The organism is Shigella sp. FJ200513 (assembly GCF_040495915.1).
Lineage (GTDB): Bacteria > Pseudomonadota > Gammaproteobacteria > Enterobacterales > Enterobacteriaceae > ECMA0423.
The window spans coordinates 1-21,671 of sequence record NZ_JBDYCV010000066.1 but is presented as its reverse complement, the minus strand read 5'-3'; the positions used below and the strand labels follow the sequence as shown (position 1 = coordinate 21,671).

At 51.1% G+C, this 21,671-nt stretch carries 20 protein-coding genes and 2 pseudogenes; 14 read left to right on the top strand and 8 right to left on the bottom strand.

Translation table 11 applies throughout. From position 1 onward, the window contains the following. On the top strand, nt 1–61 hold a 61-nt coding region (locus ABZJ92_RS14325), incomplete at its 5' end, for an IS1 family transposase (RefSeq protein ID WP_071528444.1). Nucleotides 62–80: 19 nt separating this feature from the next. Here the strand turns inward: ABZJ92_RS14325 and ABZJ92_RS14320 are convergent. The 3 genes and pseudogenes from ABZJ92_RS14320 to ABZJ92_RS14310 form a co-directional block, all read right to left on the bottom strand. Next, nucleotides 81–800: pseudogene (locus ABZJ92_RS14320) on the bottom strand (DNA-binding protein); the annotation flags it as partial. Nucleotides 801–922: 122 nt separating this feature from the next. Next, nucleotides 923–1,375, bottom strand: coding sequence for a toxin-antitoxin biofilm protein TabA (gene tabA, locus ABZJ92_RS14315; protein ID WP_000583469.1), 453 nt, complete (start codon nt 1,373–1,375; stop codon nt 923–925). A 144-nt stretch (nt 1,376–1,519) separates the two neighbouring features. Next, on the bottom strand, nt 1,520–2,113 hold the full coding sequence (locus ABZJ92_RS14310) for a TetR/AcrR family transcriptional regulator (protein ID WP_000256684.1): 594 nt from the start codon (nt 2,111–2,113) through the stop codon (nt 1,520–1,522). Between the two features lie 70 nt (nt 2,114–2,183). On the opposite strand from ABZJ92_RS14310, the gene bdcA reads away from it, so the two are divergent. From bdcA to ridA, 6 genes are all read left to right on the top strand, one after another. Continuing rightward, nucleotides 2,184–2,897 (top strand): SDR family oxidoreductase, encoded by a 714-nt coding sequence (gene bdcA, locus ABZJ92_RS14305; protein ID WP_000500714.1) that lies wholly within the window; start codon nt 2,184–2,186, stop codon nt 2,895–2,897. 131 nt (nt 2,898–3,028) lie between these two features. After that, nucleotides 3,029–3,424, top strand: a complete 396-nt coding sequence (locus ABZJ92_RS14300) for a RidA family protein (protein WP_000230280.1) — start codon at nt 3,029–3,031, stop codon at nt 3,422–3,424. A gap of 280 nt (nt 3,425–3,704) precedes the next feature. After that, complete coding sequence (pyrL, locus tag ABZJ92_RS14295; RefSeq protein ID WP_011069607.1) at nt 3,705–3,839, top strand: pyr operon leader peptide; 135 nt, start codon at nt 3,705–3,707, stop codon at nt 3,837–3,839. Between the two features lie 3 nt (nt 3,840–3,842). Beyond that, entirely contained in the window at nt 3,843–4,778 is a 936-nt protein-coding gene (gene pyrB, locus ABZJ92_RS14290) for an aspartate carbamoyltransferase (RefSeq protein WP_000013046.1), read from the top strand. A gap of 12 nt (nt 4,779–4,790) precedes the next feature. Further along, nucleotides 4,791–5,252 carry an aspartate carbamoyltransferase regulatory subunit gene (gene pyrI, locus ABZJ92_RS14285; protein WP_000148585.1) on the top strand — a complete coding sequence of 154 codons (462 nt, stop codon included), beginning with the start codon at nt 4,791–4,793 and terminating at the stop codon, nt 5,250–5,252. A 72-nt stretch (nt 5,253–5,324) separates the two neighbouring features. Further along, nucleotides 5,325–5,711, top strand: coding sequence for a 2-iminobutanoate/2-iminopropanoate deaminase (gene ridA, locus ABZJ92_RS14280; protein ID WP_000047539.1), 387 nt, complete (start codon nt 5,325–5,327; stop codon nt 5,709–5,711). A 205-nt stretch (nt 5,712–5,916) separates the two neighbouring features. On the opposite strand, the gene mgtA is transcribed toward ridA, so the two are convergent. Then, a complete protein-coding gene (mgtA, locus tag ABZJ92_RS14275) occupies nt 5,917–8,613 on the bottom strand; it encodes a magnesium-translocating P-type ATPase (RefSeq protein WP_000471841.1) in 2,697 nt (898 codons plus the stop codon). A 140-nt stretch (nt 8,614–8,753) separates the two neighbouring features. Continuing rightward, nucleotides 8,754–8,807: a mgtA regulatory leader peptide MgtL gene (mgtL, locus tag ABZJ92_RS14270; protein ID WP_001387276.1), complete on the bottom strand. Its 54-nt coding sequence runs from the start codon at nt 8,805–8,807 to the stop codon at nt 8,754–8,756. 184 nt (nt 8,808–8,991) lie between these two features. Here mgtL and treR point away from each other — a divergent pair, with 184 nt between their 5' ends. The 5 genes from treR to nrdG all read left to right on the top strand — a co-directional run bounded on the left by treR (nt 8,992) and on the right by nrdG (nt 16,338). Further along, nucleotides 8,992–9,939 carry a trehalose operon repressor TreR gene (gene treR / locus ABZJ92_RS14265; RefSeq protein WP_001181311.1) on the top strand — a complete coding sequence of 316 codons (948 nt, stop codon included), beginning with the start codon at nt 8,992–8,994 and terminating at the stop codon, nt 9,937–9,939. A 118-nt stretch (nt 9,940–10,057) separates the two neighbouring features. Then, nucleotides 10,058–11,479 (top strand): PTS trehalose transporter subunit IIBC, encoded by a 1,422-nt coding sequence (gene treB, locus ABZJ92_RS14260; protein WP_001299664.1) that lies wholly within the window; start codon nt 10,058–10,060, stop codon nt 11,477–11,479. A gap of 49 nt (nt 11,480–11,528) precedes the next feature. Further along, nucleotides 11,529–13,184 (top strand): alpha,alpha-phosphotrehalase, encoded by a 1,656-nt coding sequence (gene treC, locus ABZJ92_RS14255; RefSeq protein WP_001344094.1) that lies wholly within the window; start codon nt 11,529–11,531, stop codon nt 13,182–13,184. 393 nt (nt 13,185–13,577) lie between these two features. Next, nucleotides 13,578–15,716 carry an anaerobic ribonucleoside-triphosphate reductase gene (nrdD, locus tag ABZJ92_RS14250; RefSeq protein ID WP_000187770.1) on the top strand — a complete coding sequence of 713 codons (2,139 nt, stop codon included), beginning with the start codon at nt 13,578–13,580 and terminating at the stop codon, nt 15,714–15,716. Between the two features lie 157 nt (nt 15,717–15,873). After that, a complete protein-coding gene (gene nrdG, locus ABZJ92_RS14245; RefSeq protein ID WP_001106222.1) occupies nt 15,874–16,338 on the top strand; it encodes an anaerobic ribonucleoside-triphosphate reductase-activating protein in 465 nt (154 codons plus the stop codon). Between the two features lie 44 nt (nt 16,339–16,382). Here nrdG and cybC read toward each other — a convergent pair. After that, nucleotides 16,383–16,765 (bottom strand): annotated as a pseudogene (gene cybC / locus ABZJ92_RS14240) (cytochrome b562). Nucleotides 16,766–16,947: 182 nt separating this feature from the next. Then, nucleotides 16,948–18,300 carry a metalloprotease PmbA gene (gene pmbA, locus ABZJ92_RS14235; RefSeq protein ID WP_001162182.1) on the bottom strand — a complete coding sequence of 451 codons (1,353 nt, stop codon included), beginning with the start codon at nt 18,298–18,300 and terminating at the stop codon, nt 16,948–16,950. A gap of 93 nt (nt 18,301–18,393) precedes the next feature. Here pmbA and yjgA point away from each other — a divergent pair, with 93 nt between their 5' ends. Continuing rightward, nucleotides 18,394–18,945 carry a ribosome biogenesis factor YjgA gene (gene yjgA, locus ABZJ92_RS14230; protein WP_000166281.1) on the top strand — a complete coding sequence of 184 codons (552 nt, stop codon included), beginning with the start codon at nt 18,394–18,396 and terminating at the stop codon, nt 18,943–18,945. A gap of 82 nt (nt 18,946–19,027) precedes the next feature. Here yjgA and mpl read toward each other — a convergent pair whose 3' ends face one another. Next, complete coding sequence (mpl, locus tag ABZJ92_RS14225) at nt 19,028–20,401, bottom strand: UDP-N-acetylmuramate:L-alanyl-gamma-D-glutamyl-meso-diaminopimelate ligase (RefSeq protein WP_001219814.1); 1,374 nt, start codon at nt 20,399–20,401, stop codon at nt 19,028–19,030. 175 nt (nt 20,402–20,576) lie between these two features. Between mpl and fbp the strand changes: the two genes are divergently transcribed. Beyond that, nucleotides 20,577–21,575 carry a class 1 fructose-bisphosphatase gene (gene fbp / locus ABZJ92_RS14220; protein WP_000853753.1) on the top strand — a complete coding sequence of 333 codons (999 nt, stop codon included), beginning with the start codon at nt 20,577–20,579 and terminating at the stop codon, nt 21,573–21,575. Nucleotides 21,576–21,671 lie beyond the last annotated feature (96 nt).

The window sequence follows — 21,671 nt, the reverse complement described above, 5'->3', positions numbered from 1 at the left end:
ATCGGTGGAGCTGCATGACAAGGTCATCGGGCATTATCTGAACATAAAACACTATCAGTAAGTTGGAGTCATTACCCTTTATTCAATGCTTTTTCTAATAAATCCGTAATCGTAGAATCAACTGAACCTTTACAACTCACCTGCGAGTTATTTAACTCCTGCGAATTATTTAACTTCTGTGAATTATTTAACTCCTGCGAATCATTTAACTCCTGTATATTATTTAACTTCTGATGATTATTTAATAGACGCGCTATTTTCTTGTTAGCTTCGCGTTGGTAACACGCCAGAACCTTGTTAGTAATCAGGTGTAATGAACTATCATCTTTTCTTTCAAAAGACTTCCCTTCATAACGATTAGTCGAACCATCAGATTGTTTAAATATAATGACTGTATGTCCTTCACGAATCCCTTTAGTAGAAGCTGAGGCAAGTGTAATTTCTATCTTCACCTTAGATAAATCCGCTCGCTCCCCTTCAGGATTATTCATGTAAAACTTCATTTTTTCATTGCCATCAGTATCTTTAGAATAAGATGAGAACTCAATATGAGCCATCATATTTCTACCCGCTTCGTTGGAGCGTTTGCTAAAATCCACATAACCCAGGGTAAATATCTTTGCCAAAAACTCCAAAAATGCTCTAGGAGAAAGAATATTGCTTCTGCTATTCTGCCCCCCGGCAATTCGGGCAAAATCATTCATTCCCACATACCAGGTATCTAAGGCTTCATTTTTTTGTTTAAAATTGTCGGCTAATGTAATGTGTTGAGAATAATTCAAATCTGATATTTTGCCCATGACGAACTCCTTGAGTTAATAAGAACGTCTAAGCATTACAAATTTTACTCACAAAAAAATATCAAAAAACGCTCTTTTCACAAACTCGCCGTAAACCTGGAGTTATTTACGGCGAAAAGTCATCACGCCATCAGCATCTTCACTACTGCTTTGCGAACCTGGGCTGGCGCGCCCACTGCGCACAGCGGTTTATGCACTTCCCCCGGATAAAACACAACAAAATCACCTTCATTTAGGATAACTGTTTTCTCATCAACGCCTTCCGGCAAAAATGCGATGTCTTTATCAGCTAACCAGTCGGTATCCGGCGCGCCTGCAGGTTGCGTGCTGAAGGTCATGCCTTCCTGACCTTTTAACACAATCTGAATGTCAAGATAGCGGGCATGGTACTCCGCACGGCGAGCTTCGTACGGCTCGGTCATATCTTCCGAGATAAGATAAAACAGACGATTGCCTTCGATATCATGCTTGCCCTTTGGCGTTTCTGCCGTAACGTGTGCTTTGATATGCTCAATCGCCTGGCGTAACTCCTGGGGTAGCCACGGCTGAAGATTATGAATATTTCCGATGATCATCTTTTCCACTCCTTAATTAAAACAATGTTTCATTTCTATCGTTATACGAAAAGATGATCAATTCCGCCAGCCTTAACGCGTGAATTATTGTCTTATCACAACTTATCGGCAGGCGCGTTCCCGCCTTTCGGATCAAGGCCAGCATCACTCCTTGAGAAGAGTTTTTATCGCTTCCCCTGCCAGGGCAGCTGTTGCACAGAGTTGTTCGATGGAGTGCCCCTCCCGTGCCTTCGCAGAAAGCCCTGACATCACGGTACTCATAAAATCAGTCACACATTGTGCGCTTTGTGGATGCCGCCTGGCGATATAGTCATAAATGGTCGTTTCTGCGGCGTGATAATATTGAATGGCAATATCACGCGCTTGTGGATCATGACTATGAATACCTTCAAGAACCATACAGCCAGCGCAGCCGCCGTTTTGGCTATATCTGCGCGCCGCTTCTTTTAATACCTCAACCAGGCACTCGCCTACCGGACGATCATCACGAAGAATATCGGCAAGCGGAATAGCTTCCGTACCGACATATTCATTGAGTACACGGCTAAATAACCCAGCCTTACTGCCAAAAGCCGCGTAGAGACTCGGGGGGTTAATACCAAGATAATCAGTAACTTCAGAGACACTTACTGCATCGAAACCTTTTTGGTGAAAAAGCACTTTTGCCGCAGAGACTGCCTGCTCAGGAGCGAAACGTCTGGGACGACCTGGAACGCGAGATTGTTTTTTAGTGACCATTACAAAACCTGTTGACAGAAAGTTAAAACAGTTTTGTAATGCATGTTACATAATAAATCAAGGAGTCCTTATGGGCGCTTTTACCGGTAAGACAGTTCTCATCCTCGGTGGCAGTCGTGGAATCGGTGCCGCTATCGTACGTCGTTTCGTCACCGATGGGGCCAATGTACGATTCACCTATGCGGGGTCGAAAGATGCCGCTGAACGTCTGGCACAAGAGACTGGAGCGACAGCAGTATTCACAGATAGTGCTGACAGAGACGCTGTTATTGATGTCGTTCGTAAGAGCGGCGCATTGGATATCCTGGTGGTAAATGCAGGTATTGGCGTCTTTGGCGATGCCCTGGAATTAAATGCCGACGATATTGATCGCCTTTTCAAAATCAATATTCATGCTCCTTATCATGCCTCTGTTGAAGCCGCCCGGCAGATGCCCGAAGGCGGGCGCATCTTAATCATCGGCTCCGTGAATGGCGATCGTATGCCTGTTGCAGGCATGGCTGCTTATGCCGCCAGTAAATCTGCCCTGCAAGGCATGGCGCGCGGGCTGGCCCGTGATTTTGGACCGCGAGGGATCACCATCAACGTCGTCCAGCCAGGACCAATTGATACCGACGTTAATCCCGCCAACGGGCCAATGCGCGATATGTTGCATAGTTTTATGGCCATCAAAAGACATGGGCAACCGGAAGAGGTCGCTGGTATGGTCGCATGGTTAGCAGGGCCAGAAGCCAGTTTTGTTACCGGCGCGATGCATACCATTGATGGCGCGTTTGGCGCATAACCGACTACGCTCAATTAAGCCCAGCCATTATCCATGATGTCTGGGTTTTGTTTACTAACGTCGTCCCCCTAAAAGCGGCTCCCGATAAATATAAATCTTCTGTTCATGTCGTAAATCTTGAGGATAACCAAATGGTAGAAAGAACCGCTGTTTTCCCTGCTGGCCGACATTCACTGTATGCTGAGCATCGTTATTCTGCGGCTATTCGTTCCGGCGATTTGCTGTTTGTTTCCGGGCAAGTAGGAAGTCGAGAGGACGGAACACCAGAACCCGATTTTCAGCAACAAGTCAGACTGGCCTTTGATAATTTGCATGCGACCCTGGCAGCTGCGGGATGCACTTTTGACGATATCATTGATGTTACGAGCTTTCATACCGATCCGGAAAAACAATCTGAAGACATCATGACGGTGAAAAATGAAATATTTAGCGCCCCACCTTATCCAAACTGGACGGCGGTGGGTGTTACCTGGCTGGCAGGCTTTGATTTTGAAATTAAAGTGATAGCGCGTATCCCTGAGCTATAAGCAATAGTGTTAGCCGTTCGTTTTCACCCTCCGCCCTATAAGTCGGATGAATGGAATAAAATGCATTTCTGATTGCGTGAAAATGAAAAAGAAAAAAGCAGGAAATGTCTGCAATTATTGATACCGAACGACACTTCCCCTCCAGAATCATAGAAAATAAAAATGCATATATTTTGACTTTTAATTCAAATAAACCGTTTGCGCTGACAAAATATTGCATCAAATGCTTGCACCGCTTCTGGCTATGAGTATAATGCCGGACAATTTGCCGGGAGGATGTATGGTTCAGTGTGTTCGACATTTTGTCTTACCGCGTCTGAAAAAAGACGCTGGCCTGCCGTTTTTCTTCCCGTTGATCACCCATTCCCAGCCCCTCAATCGAGGGGCTTTTTTTTGCCTAGGTGTCAGGAGATAAAAGATGGCTAATCCGCTATATCAGAAACATATCATTTCCATAAACGACCTTAGTCGCGATGACCTTAATCTGGTGCTGGCGACAGCGGCGAAACTGAAAGCAAACCCGCAACCAGAGCTGTTGAAGCACAAAGTCATTGCCAGCTGTTTCTTCGAAGCCTCTACCCGTACCCGCCTCTCTTTCGAAACTTCCATGCACCGCCTGGGTGCCAGCGTGGTGGGCTTCTCCGACAGCGCCAATACATCACTGGGTAAAAAAGGCGAAACGCTGGCCGATACCATTTCGGTTATCAGCACTTACGTCGATGCGATAGTGATGCGTCATCCGCAGGAAGGTGCGGCACGCCTAGCCACCGAATTTTCTGGCAATGTACCGGTACTGAATGCCGGTGATGGCTCCAACCAACATCCGACGCAAACCTTGCTGGACTTATTCACCATTCAGGAAACCCAGGGGCGTCTGGACAATCTCCACGTCGCAATGGTTGGTGACCTGAAATATGGCCGCACCGTTCACTCCCTGACCCAGGCGCTAGCGAAGTTCGACGGCAACCGTTTTTACTTTATCGCGCCGGATGCGCTGGCAATGCCGCAATACATTCTGGATATGCTCGATGAAAAAGGGATCGCCTGGAGTCTGCACAGCTCTATTGAAGAAGTGATGGCGGAAGTAGACATCCTGTACATGACCCGCGTGCAAAAAGAGCGTCTGGACCCGTCCGAGTACGCCAACGTGAAAGCGCAGTTTGTTCTTCGCGCCAGCGATCTCCACAACGCCAAAGCCAATATGAAAGTGCTGCATCCGCTGCCGCGTGTTGATGAGATTGCGACGGATGTGGATAAAACGCCTCACGCCTGGTACTTCCAGCAAGCAGGCAACGGGATTTTCGCTCGCCAGGCGTTACTGGCACTGGTTCTGAATCGCGATCTGGTACTGTAAGGGGAAATAGAGATGACACACGATAATAAATTGCAGGTTGAAGCTATTAAACGCGGCACGGTAATTGACCATATCCCCGCCCAGATCGGTTTTAAGCTGTTGAGTCTGTTCAAGTTGACCGAAACAGATCAGCGCATCACCATTGGTCTGAATTTGCCTTCTGGCGAGATGGGCCGCAAAGATCTGATCAAAATCGAAAATACCTTTTTGAGTGAAGAGCAAGTAGACCAACTGGCATTGTATGCACCGCAAGCCACGGTTAACCGTATCGACAACTATGAAGTGGTGGGTAAATCGCGCCCAAGTCTGCCAGAGCGCATCGACAATGTGCTGGTCTGCCCGAACAGCAACTGTATCAGCCATGCCGAACCGGTTTCATCCAGCTTTGCCGTGCGAAAACGCGCCAATGACATCGCGCTTAAATGCAAATACTGTGAAAAAGAGTTTTCCCATAATGTGGTGCTGGCCAATTAATTGCGGTTGGTAATAAAAGTCTGGCTCCCTATAATGAGCCAGACTTTTTACCGCTGTAATAAAGGAGAAATCATGAGCAAAACTATCGCGACGGAAAATGCACCGGCAGCTATCGGTCCTTACGTACAGGGCGTTGATCTGGGCAATATGATCATCACCTCCGGTCAGATCCCGGTAAATCCGAAAACTGGTGAAGTACCGGCAGACGTCGCTGCACAGGCACGTCAGTCGCTGGATAATGTAAAAGCAATCGTCGAAGCCGCTGGCCTGAAAGTGGGCGACATCGTTAAAACCACTGTGTTCGTGAAAGATCTGAACGACTTCGCAACCGTAAACGCCACTTACGAAGCCTTCTTCACCGAACACAACGCCACTTTCCCGGCACGTTCTTGCGTTGAAGTTGCCCGTCTGCCGAAAGACGTGAAGATTGAGATCGAAGCAATCGCTGTTCGTCGCTAATCTTGATGGAAATCCGGGCTATCATGCCCGGATTAAGTCTGATGACAAAAGCAAAATCGCCCGATGCGCTACGCTTATCAGGCCTACGTGATTCCTGCAATTTATTGAATTTGTAGGCCGGATTGGGCGTTTACGCCGCATCCGGCATGAACAAAGCTCACTTTGTCTGCAATCTGAATCCGGGCCACCATGCCCAGTTTATTCTTTACTGCCAGCCGTAACGACGGCTATAGAACCCTTTCACCAACTGGGTTAACGTCATATACCCTGCCAGAATCGCAACCAGCCACGGGAAATAGCTTAACGGCAGCGCCTGCAGCTGCAGATAACTGGCCAGCGGTGAAAACGGCAATGCGATCCCGACAATCATCACGATCACGGTCATGATCATTAACGGCCACGATGCACAGCTCTGAATAAACGGCACACGGCGGGTACGGATCATATGCACAATCAGCGTTTGCGACAGTAATCCCACCACAAACCAGCCCGACTGGAACAGCGTTTGCGTTTCCGGCGTGTTGGCATGGAATACCCACCACATCAAGCAAAACGTCAGAATATCGAAAATCGAGCTGATCGGTCCGAAGAAGACCATAAAGCGCCCCAGATCCGCCGGATTCCAACGCTGCGGCTTTTGAATTTGCTCGTCGTCGACGTTATCAAACGGGATCGCCACCTGTGACACATCGTACAGCAGGTTCTGAATAAGCAAGTGTAACGGCAACATCGGCAGGAAGGGCAAGAAAGCACTCGCCACCAGCACGCTGAACACATTACCGAAGTTAGAACTCGCCGTCAATTTGATGTATTTCAGCATGTTGGCGAAAGTGCGACGTCCCTCAATAACCCCCTCTTCCAGCACCATCAGGCTTTTTTCCAGCAGGATGATATCAGCCGCTTCACGGGCAATATCTACCGCGCCGTCCACAGAAATGCCGATATCCGCAGCGCGTAAGGCGGGCGCATCATTAATACCATCGCCCATAAAGCCAACCACATGCCCTTCGCGCTTCAGTAAAGTCACAATGCGTTCTTTATGCATCGGCGTCAGGCGGGCAAACAGCGTGGTGCGCTGTGCGAGATTTGCCAGTTCATCGTCAGATAGCGTTTCAATATCACTACCAATGACCACCTCTCCCGCATCCAGCCCCACTTCATGGCACACTTTCGCTGCAACTAACTCACTGTCGCCAGTAAGGATTTTTACGGTAATTCCACTCGCTTTTAATGCCTTCAGTGCCGGAGCGGTTGTCTCTTTTGGCGGATCAAGGAAAGCAATATATCCTTCGAGGATCAGGTCGGATTCATCCGCCCGCTGGTAATCTCCTTCACGCGCTGGCAGGTATTTCGTCGCCACCGCAACCACGCGCAGCCCCTGACGATTCAGCGTATCAGTAACCCGCTTAATCTTACGCAGCATGGTGTCATCGAGCGGTACAATCTCGCCATTGTGACGCACCTGCGAACACACATTGAGGATTTCCTGCAATGCACCTTTGCAAACCAGCTGATGGTGTTCGGTATTTTCTGCCACTACCACCGACATCCGACGACGCTCGAAATCAAACGGAATCTCATCAATTTTTTGCCAACGGCTGGCCAGCGAACGCGCTGACTCTTCATCCGTACCTTCGAGCACCGCGGTATCAAGCAGATTTTTAAGTCCGGTCTGGTAATGACTGTTCAACCACGCGCTATGCAGCACGCGTTCGCTGGTTTTACCGGAGATATCGGTATGATTCTCCAGCACAATTTTGTCCTGCGTCAGGGTGCCGGTTTTATCAGTGCACAGAATATCCATTGCGCCAAAGTTCTGAATGGCATCCAGATGTTTGACGATCACTTTCTGTTTCGACAGCTTTACTGCGCCGCGCGCCAGCGTCGAGGTAACAATCATCGGCAACATTTCCGGCGTTAAGCCTACCGCGACCGAAAGCGCAAACAGTGCCGCTTCCCACCAGTCGCCTTTGGTGTAACCGTTGATAAGCAACACCACCGGAGCCATCACCAGCATAAAGCGAATCAGCAGCATACTAACGCGGCTGATCCCTTGCTGAAAGGCATTCGGCTCGCTTTCCTGCTCACTAACACGCCCCGCCAGTTGACCAAACCAGGTGTTGGCTCCTGTAGCAATCACCATTGCTTGTGCCGTGCCGCTCACCACGGTGGTGCCCATAAAACACAGGGTGTCGCACTCCAGCGGATTGCTGTGCTCCGGCTGGCGAGTAGTAGCGGCTTTTTCCACGGGCAGAGACTCACCGGTTAACGACGCCTGAGCGACGAACAGATCCCGCGCCTGCAAGATACGTAAATCTGCCGGGATCATATCCCCCGCCGCCAGTTTTATAATATCGCCGGGCACCAGCTGGTCTATCGGGATCTCCAGCCAGCCATTTTCGCCTTTGTCGTTAATTACTCGCAGTACCGTCGCGGTATTACTGACCATCGCTTTCAGGGCATCTGCCGCTTTGGTGGAACGAGCTTCCTGAATAAAGTTCAGCAACGTAGAAATAGCGACCATTAGCGCGATAACACCTGCGGCAAATAAATCTTCCGTGGCGTAAGAAATAGCACCAAGAATGGTGAGCAAAATATTAAAGGGGTTGCGATAGCAGACCCATAAATGTACCCACCACGGCGACGGTTGTTGGGCGGGTAATTTATTATCACCATGTTGTTCGCGGGCAGATTCCACTTCCGCCTGATTTAATCCTTCCGGATGGGTGTCGAACGTTTTCCACAATTCTTCTTCGGGCATCACCGCCATTTTCAGGCAATGCGCACTTAAGGACGGCGGGACCGCCGTATTCACTGTCTGCTGCGCGCCAGGCAATGGATCGCGATGAACCAGACGGGAAGGTAAATGGCGAATGAACCGGGTAAAAATTTCTTTAAACATAAGGAGTCCCTCCGCACTGTCTGAAACAGTACAGAAATGTCTTCAGGCGTGGCGAAGCCTTACCTGAAGGTAATAAAGCTGAGCAGGGACATTAAAACGTCACGGCCTTACGCATCCGGTAACGCCGTGAAAAGACGGGCTTACCGGAAAAGTTTTAATCTCCGTCGAGGGAGAGGCGTGGGATCAGGTTCCATATAACCTCCGGTAAGTGAAAAAAGCGCCGCAAATAATAAGGAGAATCCAATAATATTCGTAGCATTTATGGCGATATAATACCTGCTGGCAACTAAACCAACGATAAACCAGACTTTACCCATTGCTGAATGCACGGGTAAAGTTAGGCTCAAATAATTAAACAACACGTTATGGGACAACAGGATGCAAAATCGGCTGACCATCAAAGACATCGCGCGCTTAAGCGGCGTGGGGAAATCTACGGTTTCCCGGGTGCTGAATAACGAAAGCGGCGTGAGTCAGCGCACGCGCGAGCGTGTTGAAGCAGTGATGAATCAGCATGGATTTTCCCCTTCCCGCTCTGCGCGCGCTATGCGTGGGCAAAGCGATAAAGTGGTCGCCATCATTGTTACCCGTCTGGATTCGTTGTCAGAAAATCTCGCCGTTCAAACCATGCTGCCAGCGTTCTATGAACAAGGTTACGATCCAATCATGATGGAAAATCAGTTTTCCCCACAATTAGTTGCCGAACATTTGGGGGTGCTGAAACGGCGTAATATCGACGGCGTAGTGCTGTTCGGTTTTACCGGCATAACCGAAGAAATGTTAGCCCACTGGCAGTCATCGCTGGTTCTGCTGGCGCGTGACGCAAAAGGCTTTGCTTCGGTCTGTTATGACGACGAAGGGGCAATCAAGATTCTGATGCAACGGCTCTATGACCAGGGGCATCGCAATATCAGTTATCTCGGCGTGCCGCATAGTGACGTGACGACCGGGAAGCGACGTCACGAAGCCTACCTGGCGTTCTGCAAAGCGCATAAACTGCATCCCGTTGCCGCTCTGCCAGGGCTTGCTATGAAGCAAGGCTATGAAAACGTAGCAAAAGTGATTACGCCTGAAACTACCGCGTTACTGTGCGCAACCGACACGCTGGCTCTTGGCGCAAGTAAATACCTGCAAGAGCAACGCATCGACACCTTGCAACTGGCGAGCGTAGGTAATACGCCGTTAATGAAATTCCTTCATCCGGAGATCGTCACCGTAGATCCTGGCTACGCCGAAGCTGGACGCCAGGCGGCCTGCCAATTGATCGCACAGGTAACCGGGCGCAGCGAACCGCAACAAATCATCATCCCCGCCACCCTGTCCTGATCGTTTCCTGAACGATAAATTGTGATCTTCGCTGCGTTTCGGGAACGTTCCCGTTTTTAAATTTTTCCGCGCAATATATTCTGCAGCCAACCAAAAATGTCATCTGCCATGGGGCTTTATGATGAGCAAAATAAACCAAACGGATATCGATCGGTTGATTGAACTGGTCGGCGGGCGCGGCAATATTGCGACGGTGAGCCACTGTATTACTCGCCTGCGCTTTGTCCTCAACCAACCGGCCAATGCCAGACCGAAAGAAATTGAGCAACTCCCCATGGTGAAAGGCTGTTTCACCAATGCCGGGCAATTTCAGGTGGTGATTGGCACCAACGTGGGTGATTACTATCAAGCACTAATAGCGTCAACCGGACAGGCGCAGGTTGATAAAGAGCAGGTAAAAAAAGCCGCCCGGCAAAATATGAAATGGCATGAGCAGTTGATCTCTCATTTCGCGGAGATCTTCTTCCCGTTGCTGCCCGCGTTGATTAGCGGCGGTTTGATCCTCGGTTTTCGCAATGTGATCGGCGATTTGCCCATGAGCAACGGTCAGACGCTGGCGCAAATGTACCCTTCCCTGCAAACGATCTACGATTTTCTGTGGTTGATCGGTGAAGCGATTTTCTTCTACCTGCCGGTCGGGATTTGCTGGTCAGCGGTGAAAAAAATGGGCGGCACGCCGATCCTTGGTATCGTGCTTGGCGTGACACTGGTTTCCCCCCAGCTGATGAACGCTTATCTGCTCGGGCAGCAGCTGCCGGAAGTGTGGGACTTTGGCATGTTCAGCATCGCCAAAGTGGGCTATCAGGCGCAGGTGATCCCGGCACTGTTAGCCGGGCTGGCGCTGGGCGTTATTGAAACTCGCCTTAAACGCATCGTACCGGATTACCTCTATCTGGTGGTGGTGCCCGTCTGTTCGCTGATCCTCGCGGTGTTCCTCGCCCATGCGCTGATTGGTCCGTTTGGTCGCATGATTGGCGATGGCGTTGCCTTTGCGGTACGTCACCTGATGACCGGCAGCTTTGCTCCGATTGGTGCGGCATTGTTTGGCTTCCTGTACGCGCCGCTGGTGATCACCGGCGTACACCAGACCACCCTTGCTATTGATTTGCAGATGATTCAAAGCATGGGTGGCACGCCAGTGTGGCCGCTGATTGCGCTGTCGAATATCGCTCAGGGCTCCGCCGTGATAGGCATTATCATTTCCAGCCGCAAGCACAATGAACGCGAGATCTCCGTGCCTGCCGCTATCTCCGCCTGGCTTGGGGTCACTGAGCCTGCAATGTACGGCATCAACCTGAAATATCGCTTCCCGATGCTGTGCGCGATGATTGGTTCTGGTCTGGCAGGATTGCTATGCGGCCTGAACGGCGTTATGGCGAATGGTATCGGCGTAGGGGGCCTGCCGGGAATTCTCTCTATTCAACCGAGCTACTGGCAGGTATTTGCGCTGGCAATGGCTATCGCCATCATCATCCCGATTGTACTCACCTCGTTTATCTATCAGCGGAAATACCGCCTGGGCACGCTGGACATTGTTTAATTTTCTTCGGGGCGCAATTGCGCCCCCTCGCATTTGCAGGAATAACGTAATGACTAATCTTCCCCACTGGTGGCAAAACGGCGTTATCTACCAGATTTATCCAAAGAGTTTTCAGGACACCACGGGTAGCGGCACCGGCGATTTACGTGGCGTTATCCAACGCCTGGACTATCTGCATAAACTGGGCGTTGATGCCATCTGGCTAACCCCCTTTTATGTCTCTCCCCAGGTCGATAACGGTTACGATGTAGCGAACTATACGGCGATTGATCCCACCTACGGCACGCTGGACGATTTTGACGAACTGGTGACGCAGGCAAAATCGCGCGGGATTCGTATCATTCTCGATATGGTGTTTAACCATACCTCTACCCAACATGCCTGGTTTCGCGAGGCGCTGAACAAAGAAAGCCCTTACCGCCAGTTTTATATCTGGCGCGATGGCGAACCAGAAACGCCACCGAACAACTGGCGTTCAAAATTTGGCGGTAGTGCGTGGCGCTGGCATGCGGAAAGCGAACAGTACTATTTGCATCTCTTTGCACCAGAACAGGCGGATCTCAACTGGGAGAATCCAGCGGTACGCGCAGAGCTGAAAAAAGTCTGTGAATTCTGGGCCGATCGTGGGGTCGACGGGTTGCGCCTGGATGTGGTGAATCTGATCTCCAAAGACCCGCGTTTCCCTGAAGACCTGGATGGCGACGGGCGTCGCTTCTACACCGACGGGCCACGAGCACACGAGTTTTTGCACGAGATGAACCGCGATGTGTTTACGCCACGCGGGTTAATGACCGTAGGTGAAATGTCCTCCACCAGCCTTGAGCATTGCCAGCGATACGCGGCACTGACAGGCAGTGAATTGTCGATGACCTTTAATTTTCATCACCTGAAGGTCGATTATCCCGGTGGTGAAAAATGGACGCTGGCTAAACCTGACTTTGTGGCGTTGAAAACATTGTTCCGCCACTGGCAACAAGGAATGCACAACGTGGCATGGAATGCCTTGTTCTGGTGTAACCACGATCAGCCGCGCATTGTTTCTCGCTTTGGTGATGAAGGTGAATACCGCGTGCCTGCGGCAAAAATGCTGGCGATGGTGCTGCATGGCATGCAGGGAACGCCGTATATCTACCAGGGCGAAGAGATTGGCATGACCAACCCGCATTTCACGCGCATTACTGACTATCGCGACGTGGAGAGCCTCAATATGTTTGCCGAGCTGCGCAACGATGGTCGTGATGCCGACGAGTTATTGGCAATCCTCGCCAGTAAATCCCGTGACAACAGCCGCACGCCCATGCAATGGAGCAACGGCGATAATGCCGGGTTTACGGCTGGCGAACCGTGGATTGGCCTAGGCGATAACTATCAACAAATCAACGTAGAAGCCGCGCTGGCCGATGACTCCTCTGTGTTTTACACCTACCAAAAGTTAATCGCACTGCGTAAGCAAGAAGCCATCCTGACATGGGGCAATTACCAGGATCTGCTGCCAAACAGCCCTGTATTGTGGTGCTATCGCCGTGAATGGAAGGGGCAAACCTTGCTGGTCATTGCCAACCTTAGCCGTGAGATCCAACCCTGGCAGCCAGGGCAAATGCGCGGCAACTGGCAGCTTGTGATGCATAACTACGAAGAAGCCTCACCACAACCCTGTGCCATGAATTTACGGCCTTTTGAGGCTGTCTGGTGGTTACAGAAGTAAATCTTCCCTAAGCCCCGATAATGCCGGTCATTCCGGGGTTTTGTCTGTCAGCATGTTGTTTTTGTTGATTTTTCAACCAGCAAATTCATTAAAAAATTTACATAACGCTGTAGCGCCCGTCATCCGTACGCTCTGCTTTTTACTTTGAGCTACATCAAAAAAAGTTAAAACATCCTTGATGCAAAGCACTATATATAGACTTTAAAATGCGTCCCAACCCAATATGTTGTATTAATCGACTATAATTGCTACTACAGCTCCCCACGAAAAAGGTGCGGCGTTGTGGATAAGCGGATGGCGATTGCGGAAAGCACCGGAAAACGAAACGAAAAAACCGGAAAACGCCTTTCCCAATTTCTGTGGATAACCTGTTCTTAAAAATATGGAGCGATCATGACACCGCATGTGATGAAACGAGACGGCTGCAAAGTGCCGTTTAAATCAGAGCGCATCAAAGAAGCGATTCTGCGTGCAGCTAAAGCAGCGGAAGTCGATGATGCCGATTATTGCGCCACTGTTGCCGCGGTTGTCAACGAGCAGATGCAGGGGCGCAACCAGGTGGATATCAACGAGATCCAGACCGCAGTTGAAAACCAGCTGATGTCGGGTCCATACAAACAACTGGCTCGTGCTTACATCGAGTACCGTCACGATCGCGACATTGAACGTGAAAAACGCGGTCGCCTGAACCAGGAGATCCGTGGTCTGGTCGAGCAGACCAACGCCTCGTTACTCAACGAAAACGCCAACAAAGACAGCAAGGTGATTCCAACCCAGCGCGACCTGCTGGCCGGGATCGTGGCTAAACACTATGCACGCCAGCACCTGCTGCCGCGTGACGTGGTGCAGGCACATGAGCGTGGCGATATTCACTATCACGATCTCGATTACTCGCCGTTCTTCCCGATGTTCAACTGCATGTTGATCGACCTGAAAGGCATGCTGACCCAGGGTTTTAAAATGGGGAACGCCGAGATTGAACCGCCGAAGTCGATCTCTACGGCAACCGCGGTAACTGCGCAGATTATTGCTCAGGTCGCCAGCCATATTTATGGCGGCACCACCATTAACCGTATCGATGAAGTGCTGGCGCCGTTTGTTACCGCCAGCTACAACAAACATCGCAAGACCGCAGAAGAGTGGAACATCCCGGACGCCGAAGGCTACGCTAACTCTCGTACCATCAAAGAGTGCTACGATGCCTTCCAGTCGCTGGAGTACGAAGTAAACACCCTGCACACCGCCAACGGTCAGACGCCGTTTGTAACCTTTGGTTTTGGTCTGGGCACCAGCTGGGAATCGCGCCTGATTCAGGAATCGATCCTGCGTAACCGTATCGCAGGCCTCGGTAAAAACCGTAAAACTGCGGTGTTCCCGAAACTGGTGTTTGCGATTCGCGATGGCCTGAACCATAAAAAAGGCGATCCGAACTACGACATCAAACAGCTGGCGCTGGAGTGCGCAAGCAAGCGCATGTATCCGGATATCCTGAACTACGATCAGGTAGTGAACGTCACCGGTTCGTTTAAAACCCCGATGGGCTGCCGCAGCTTCCTCGGCGTGTGGGAAAATGAAAACGGCGAGCAGATCCACGATGGTCGTAACAACCTCGGCGTGATCAGCCTGAACCTGCCGCGTATTGCTCTGGAAGCAAAAGGCGATGAAGCCACCTTCTGGAAGCTGCTGGATGAACGTCTGGTGCTGGCACGTAAGGCACTGATGACCCGTATCGCTCGTCTCGAAGGCGTGAAAGCGCGCGTCGCCCCGATCCTCTATATGGAAGGTGCTTGTGGCGTACGTCTGAATGCTGACGATGATGTTTCTGAAATCTTCAAAAACGGTCGTGCGTCTATTTCGCTGGGTTACATCGGCATCCACGAAACCATTAACGCGCTGTTCAGCGGCGAGCATGTTTACGACAACGAGAAGCTTCGCGCGAAAGGTATCGCCATTGTTGAACGTCTGCGTCAGGCAGTGGATCAGTGGAAAGAAGAAACGGGTTATGGTTTCAGTCTTTACAGCACGCCGAGTGAAAACCTGTGCGACCGCTTCTGCCGTCTCGATACTGCTGAGTTTGGCGTGGTGCCGGGCGTGACCGATAAAGGTTACTACACCAACAGTTTCCACCTTGATGTGGAGAAGAAGGTGAACCCGTACGACAAGATCGACTTTGAAGCGCCTTACCCGCCGCTGGCGAACGGTGGTTTCATTTGCTACGGCGAGTATCCAAACATTCAGCACAACCTGAAAGCGCTGGAAGATGTCTGGGATTACAGCTATCAGCATGTACCGTATTACGGCACCAATACACCGATTGATGAGTGCTACGAGTGTGGCTTTACCGGTGAGTTCGAGTGCACCAGCAAAGGCTTCACTTGCCCGAAATGTGGTAACCATGACGCCTCCCGTGTGTCGGTAACTCGCCGCGTGTGCGGATATTTAGGTAGCCCGGATGCACGTCCGTTTAACGCTGGTAAGCAGGAAGAAGTTAAGCGCCGCGTTAAACATTTGGGGAATGGGCAGATAGGTTAATCTTCACTCTGCGCTAAGCAAATGCCGGATGCGGCGTAAACGCCTTATCCGGCCTACATTTGGCAACGGCTGTAGGCCTGATAAGACGCGACAGCGTCGCATCAGGCATTGATTACCGGATGCAGCCTACACGCGGACTGATAAGCCAGGCGAAATAATGAATTATCATCAGTACTATCCTGTCGACATCGTCAACGGCCCCGGCACTCGCTGCACCCTGTTTGTCTCCGGGTGTGTTCATGAATGCCCCGGTTGCTATAACAAAAGCACATGGCGGGTAAATTCTGGTCAGCCATTTACCAAAGCAATGGAAGACAAGATCATTAAAGATCTGAATGACACTCGTATCAAACGCCAGGGGATTTCCCTCTCCGGCGGCGATCCGCTGCATCCGCAAAACGTGCCGGATATTCTGAAACTGGTAAAACGCATCCGCGCCGAGTGTCCGGGTAAAGACATCTGGGTGTGGACAGGCTATAAACTCGACGAACTCAACGCTGCGCAAATGCAGGTTGTTGATTTGATTAACGTGCTGGTCGACGGCAAATTTGTGCAGGATTTAAAAGACCCTTCCCTGATCTGGCGCGGCAGCAGCAATCAGGTGGTGCATCATTTGCGATGATAAGTTCCCTGTTACCTGAGTGCAGGCAACAGGGAAATGAGGAATTAACGATACTTCTGGTGATAGGCGTTGCGGGTCGTTTTCAGTTGCTCTGCAGCAGCCTGCGCTTCTTTTTACCTTCATTTGCCAGCTTCAGCGCGTCGTCAATCTGACCGACCAGAATGTCGAAACCGTGGCGGAAATCTTTCATTTCCGGGCTGTCCGGTGATTTATCTTCGAGCTTCGGCGGCGTTGCTTTTTGCGCATCCAGCGCTGCGGCGCGCATCTTCGTTAACGCGTCTTTGACTTGCGCCGCGTTATCCGCTTTTTCGATCACTTTTAAATTGTCGTTGAGGGTTTCCATATTGTCTTCAAGATCAGCGGCAAACGACGCAGAACTGAATACCAACGAGGAGACTGCAAGAATAGCTAACAGGCTTTTACGCATTGCTCACTTCCTTTTTTATTTACACTTCATCCTTCACACTGCCTCATCGACGGCTACGCTCATTCGCCCGGGTCACGTACTGCGAGTACGCTCCCCGGCCCTCATTCACTTTCCGTCTCGATGCAGTGCGAATGATTTTGTGTAATTTTTTAGTTTATAGCGCGGCAGGTCGCGCCAGTTTTTTACTGCCCGGCGATTTTCATCTCCGGCAACAGCACAGAACCACACTGTATATTACTGCGTGTTTCAATATCGTTACCGACGGTGACAATATTGCGCCACATATCTTTTAAATTACCTGCGATGGTGATTTCACTAACGGGATACTGAATTTCGCCATTCTCTACCCAGAAGCCCGCTGCACCACGGGAATAATCACCGGTAATGGCACTCACGCCCTGGCCCATCAGCTCCGTCACCACCAGCCCGGTGCCCATCTCTTTGAGCATTTGTTCGAAGCTTAGCCCTTGTCCGGCAATCCGCCAGTTGTGAATACCGCCCGCATGTCCGGTGCTTTTCAGCCCCAGTTTCCGCGCCGAGTAGCTGGTCAGCAGCCACTGAGTCAGGATGCCATCTTTAATAATATCGCGACGCTCGGTGCGCACACCTTCGCTGTCGAATGGCGTCGACGCCAGCCCTTTCAGCAGATGCGGATGCTCTTCAATGGTCAGCCAGTCCGGCAGAATTTGTTTACCCAGCGAATCCAGCAGAAAGGTAGATTTACGGTAAACCGAGCCACCCGCTATCGCCCCCACCAGATGGCCAAAAAGCCCGGTTGCCACTTCATTGGCAAAAATGACCGGCGCTTTCATGGTGGAGAGTTTACGCGGTGACAGGCGCGATAAAGTACGGCGAGCACAGTCGGCCCCGACCCACTCTGGCGTTTGCAGATCGCTCATCGCGCGGCCAATGGTGTAGGCGTAATCACGCTCCATATCGCCATTTTCTTCGGCAATTACACAGCTGGAGAGCGAATGACGCGTTGAGCAGTAACCCTGCAACATGCCGTGGCTGTTGCCAAAAACTTTGACACCGTAGTGGCTGTTAAAGCTGCCACCTTCGGTATTGGTGATGCGTTTGTCCGCCTGCAATGCCGCCTGTTCTGCGCGGGCCGCCAGTTCAATGGCTTCATCCGGGGAAACTTCCGCAGGGTGGAACAAGTCGAGATTCGGTGCGTCAAAGGCCAGCAGCTCTTTGTCTGCCACGCCGGCACAGGGATCTGGCGAGGTATAACGGGCAATATCCAGCGCCGCCTGTACGGTGCGGGCAATGGCCTGCGGGCTTAAATCGGTAGACGATGCGCTACCTTTACGGTTCTGGTGATAAACAGTGATCCCCAGCGCGCCATCACTATTGAATTCAACATTCTCCACTTCACCATAACGCGTGCTTACGCTAATGCCGGTGGTCTTGCTGACGGCAACTTCCGCACCGTCCGATTTGCCTGAGGCCAACTCCAGCGCAGTGGAAACTGCTTCTTCCAGAATCTTGCGCTGCGCTTCAACTTGAGAGATTACTTTCATTGCAAGTGCCATAATGTAGAGAGTTTCTCTGAAGTCTAACAGAGAACCGTTTTTCAGTGCGCATCTTAACTGGTAACATTAGCCTCTTTTTTTAAGGAGCCTGAGATGACTAAGCAGCCCGAAGACTGGCTCGACGACGTTCCCGGTGATGACATCGAAGACGAAGACGATGAAATTATCTGGGTCAGTAAAAGTGAAATTAAACGTGATGCCGAGGAGCTAAAACGCCTTGGCGCGGAAATTGTTGATCTGGGGAAAAACGCGCTGGATAAGATCCCGTTAGATGCGGATCTGCGCCCGGCTATTGAGCTCGCCCAGCGTATTAAGATGGAAGGTCGCCGCCGCCAGTTGCAGCTCATCGGTAAGATGCTGCGCCAGCGCGACGTAGAGCCTATTCGTCAGGCGCTGGATAAGCTGAAAAACCGTCACAACCAGCAGGTGGTGCTGTTCCATAAACTGGAAAACCTGCGCGATCGTCTGATCGATCAAGGTGATGACGCCATCGCTGAAGTATTGAATCTGTGGCCCGATGCCGATCGTCAGCAACTGCGTACACTGATCCGCAACGCGAAGAAAGAGAAAGAAGGGAATAAGCCGCCGAAATCCGCACGCCAGATTTTCCAGTATCTGCGCGAACTGGCGGAGAATGAAGGGTAATTTTCGTTGTTGATGTGAGTATGGTTTGCCGGATGCGGCGTAAACGCCTTATCCGGCAATGCTATATCAGGCTGAAGCCGAATTACTGCGCAGCTTCCGCCTTCTTCGCCAGACCATCCAGCAGTTTCTGATGGATCCCACCAAAACCGCCGTTGCTCATCACCAGAATATGGTCGCCAGGCTGAGCGGTTTTCACCACCATATCTGCCAGCGTATCCACATCGCCACTCCAGTGTGCAGGCTGAACGCAGGCTTCTGCCACTTCTGCCACCTGCCACGGAATATGCGCCGGTTGCAGCAGGAAGACTTCATCAGCACGACCTAATGAAGGTGCCAGATCGTCTTTGCAGATCCCCATTTTCATGGTATTCGAGCGCGGTTCCAGCACAGCAATAATGCGCGCCGTACCACCAACTTTGCCACGCAGCGCCGCCAGCGTTGCCAGAATCGCCGTCGGGTGATGGGCAAAATCGTCATATACCGTGACGCCATTCGCTTCACCACGCAACTCCAGACGGCGACGAGCATTAATAAACGAACCCAGCGCGTTAGCGGCATCTGCCGGCGCTACACCAACATGGCGAGCCGCTGCAATCGCCATCAGGCCATTGTGCATATTATGTTCGCCTACCAGCGACCATTTCACTTCGCCCACTTTTTCGCCATCCAGCAAAACTTCCCATTCGGAAGCATCGGTGGTCAGCTTTTTCGCCTGCCAGTGACCCTGCTCACCCACCAGCTCCTGCTCGCTCCAGCAGCCCATCGCCATGGTCTGTTTCAGGTTGATGTCATTTTCCGGCCAGATAATACGGCCCTGCCCCGGAACGATACGCACCAGATGGTGGAACTGTTTCTGGATCGCTTTCAGGTCGTCAAAGATATCGGCGTGATCGAACTCAAGGTTGTTGAGGATCAGCGTACGCGGGCAGTAATGGACAAATTTAGAGCGTTTGTCGAAGAAGGCGCAGTCGTACTCATCCGCTTCGATAACAAAGAAGTCGCTTTCGCCCAGACGCGCCGAAACCTCAAAGTTCCCCGGCACACCGCCGATCACAAATCCCGGTTTGTAACCACACTGTTCCAGAATCCAGGTCGCCATTCCCGCGGTGGTGGTTTTGCCGTGTGTACCGGCAACGGCCAGCACCCAGCGGTCGCGCAGCACAAAATCGTGCAGCCACTGTGGACCTGACATATAAGGGATGTTTTTTTCCAGTACCGCTTCCACACACGGATTTCCACGGGTCATGGCGTTGCCAATAATCACCAGATCCGGCTGCGGCTCGAGCTGGCTGGCATCGTAACCCTGAATCAGCTCAATGCCTTGCTTCTCAAGTAAGGTGCTCATCGGCGGATACACATTGGCGTCCGAACCCGTTACTTCATGGCCTAACTGGCGCGCCAGCATCGCCAGACCGCCCATAAATGTGCCACAAATTCCTAAAATATGAATGCGCATACGTCACTATCCTTTTTTAATCTGCCGCTCATTTTACGCATATGTCGGGCAAGTGAGAAACGCATTTCAGGATAATCCGCAATTTGCTGGCGCGATTCACCTGAGCGCAACATTGAGATTATTTGTTAAGATTGTTGCGGTCGCTTTACTCCATAAACATTGCAGGGAAAGTTTTATGAAAACGTTAGGTGAATTTATTGTCGAAAAGCAGCACGAGTTTTCTCATGCTACCGGTGAGCTCACTGCTTTGCTGTCGGCAATAAAACTGGGCGCCAAGATTATCCATCGCGATATCAACAAAGCAGGACTGGTTGATATCCTGGGTGCCAGCGGTGCTGAGAACGTGCAGGGCGAGGTTCAGCAAAAACTCGACTTGTTCGCTAATGAAAAACTGAAAGCCGCACTGAAAGCACGCGATATCGTTGCGGGGATTGCCTCTGAAGAAGAAGATGAGATTGTCGTCTTTGAAGGCTGTGAACACGCAAAATACGTGGTGCTGATGGACCCCCTGGATGGCTCGTCCAACATCGATGTTAACGTCTCTGTCGGTACCATTTTCTCCATCTACCGCCGCGTTACGCCTGTTGGCACGCCGGTAACGGAAGAAGATTTCCTCCAGCCTGGTAACAAACAGGTTGCGGCAGGTTACGTGGTATACGGCTCCTCTACCATGCTGGTTTACACCACCGGATGCGGTGTTCACGCCTTTACTTACGATCCTTCGCTGGGCGTTTTCTGCCTGTGCCAGGAACGGATGCGCTTCCCGGAGAAAGGCAAAACCTACTCCATCAACGAAGGAAACTACATTAAGTTTCCGAACGGGGTGAAGAAGTACATTAAATTCTGCCAGGAAGAAGATAAATCCACCAATCGCCCGTATACCTCGCGTTATATCGGTTCACTGGTTGCGGATTTCCACCGTAACCTGCTGAAAGGCGGTATTTATCTCTACCCAAGCACCGCCAGCCACCCGGACGGCAAACTGCGTTTGCTTTATGAGTGCAACCCGATGGCATTCCTGGCGGAACAAGCGGGCGGTAAAGCGAGCGATGGCAAAGAGCGTATTCTGGATATCATCCCGGAAACTCTGCACCAGCGCCGTTCGTTCTTTGTCGGCAACGACCATATGGTTGAAGATGTCGAACGCTTTATCCGTGAGTTCCCGGACGCGTAATCTCCTGCGCCTCTCCACACGGAGTAATGCCAGTCAGTTAAGCAACTGACTGGCTCTTTTTCGGGGCTGTGGGGTATTTCCAGGGCCTCTCCTTTA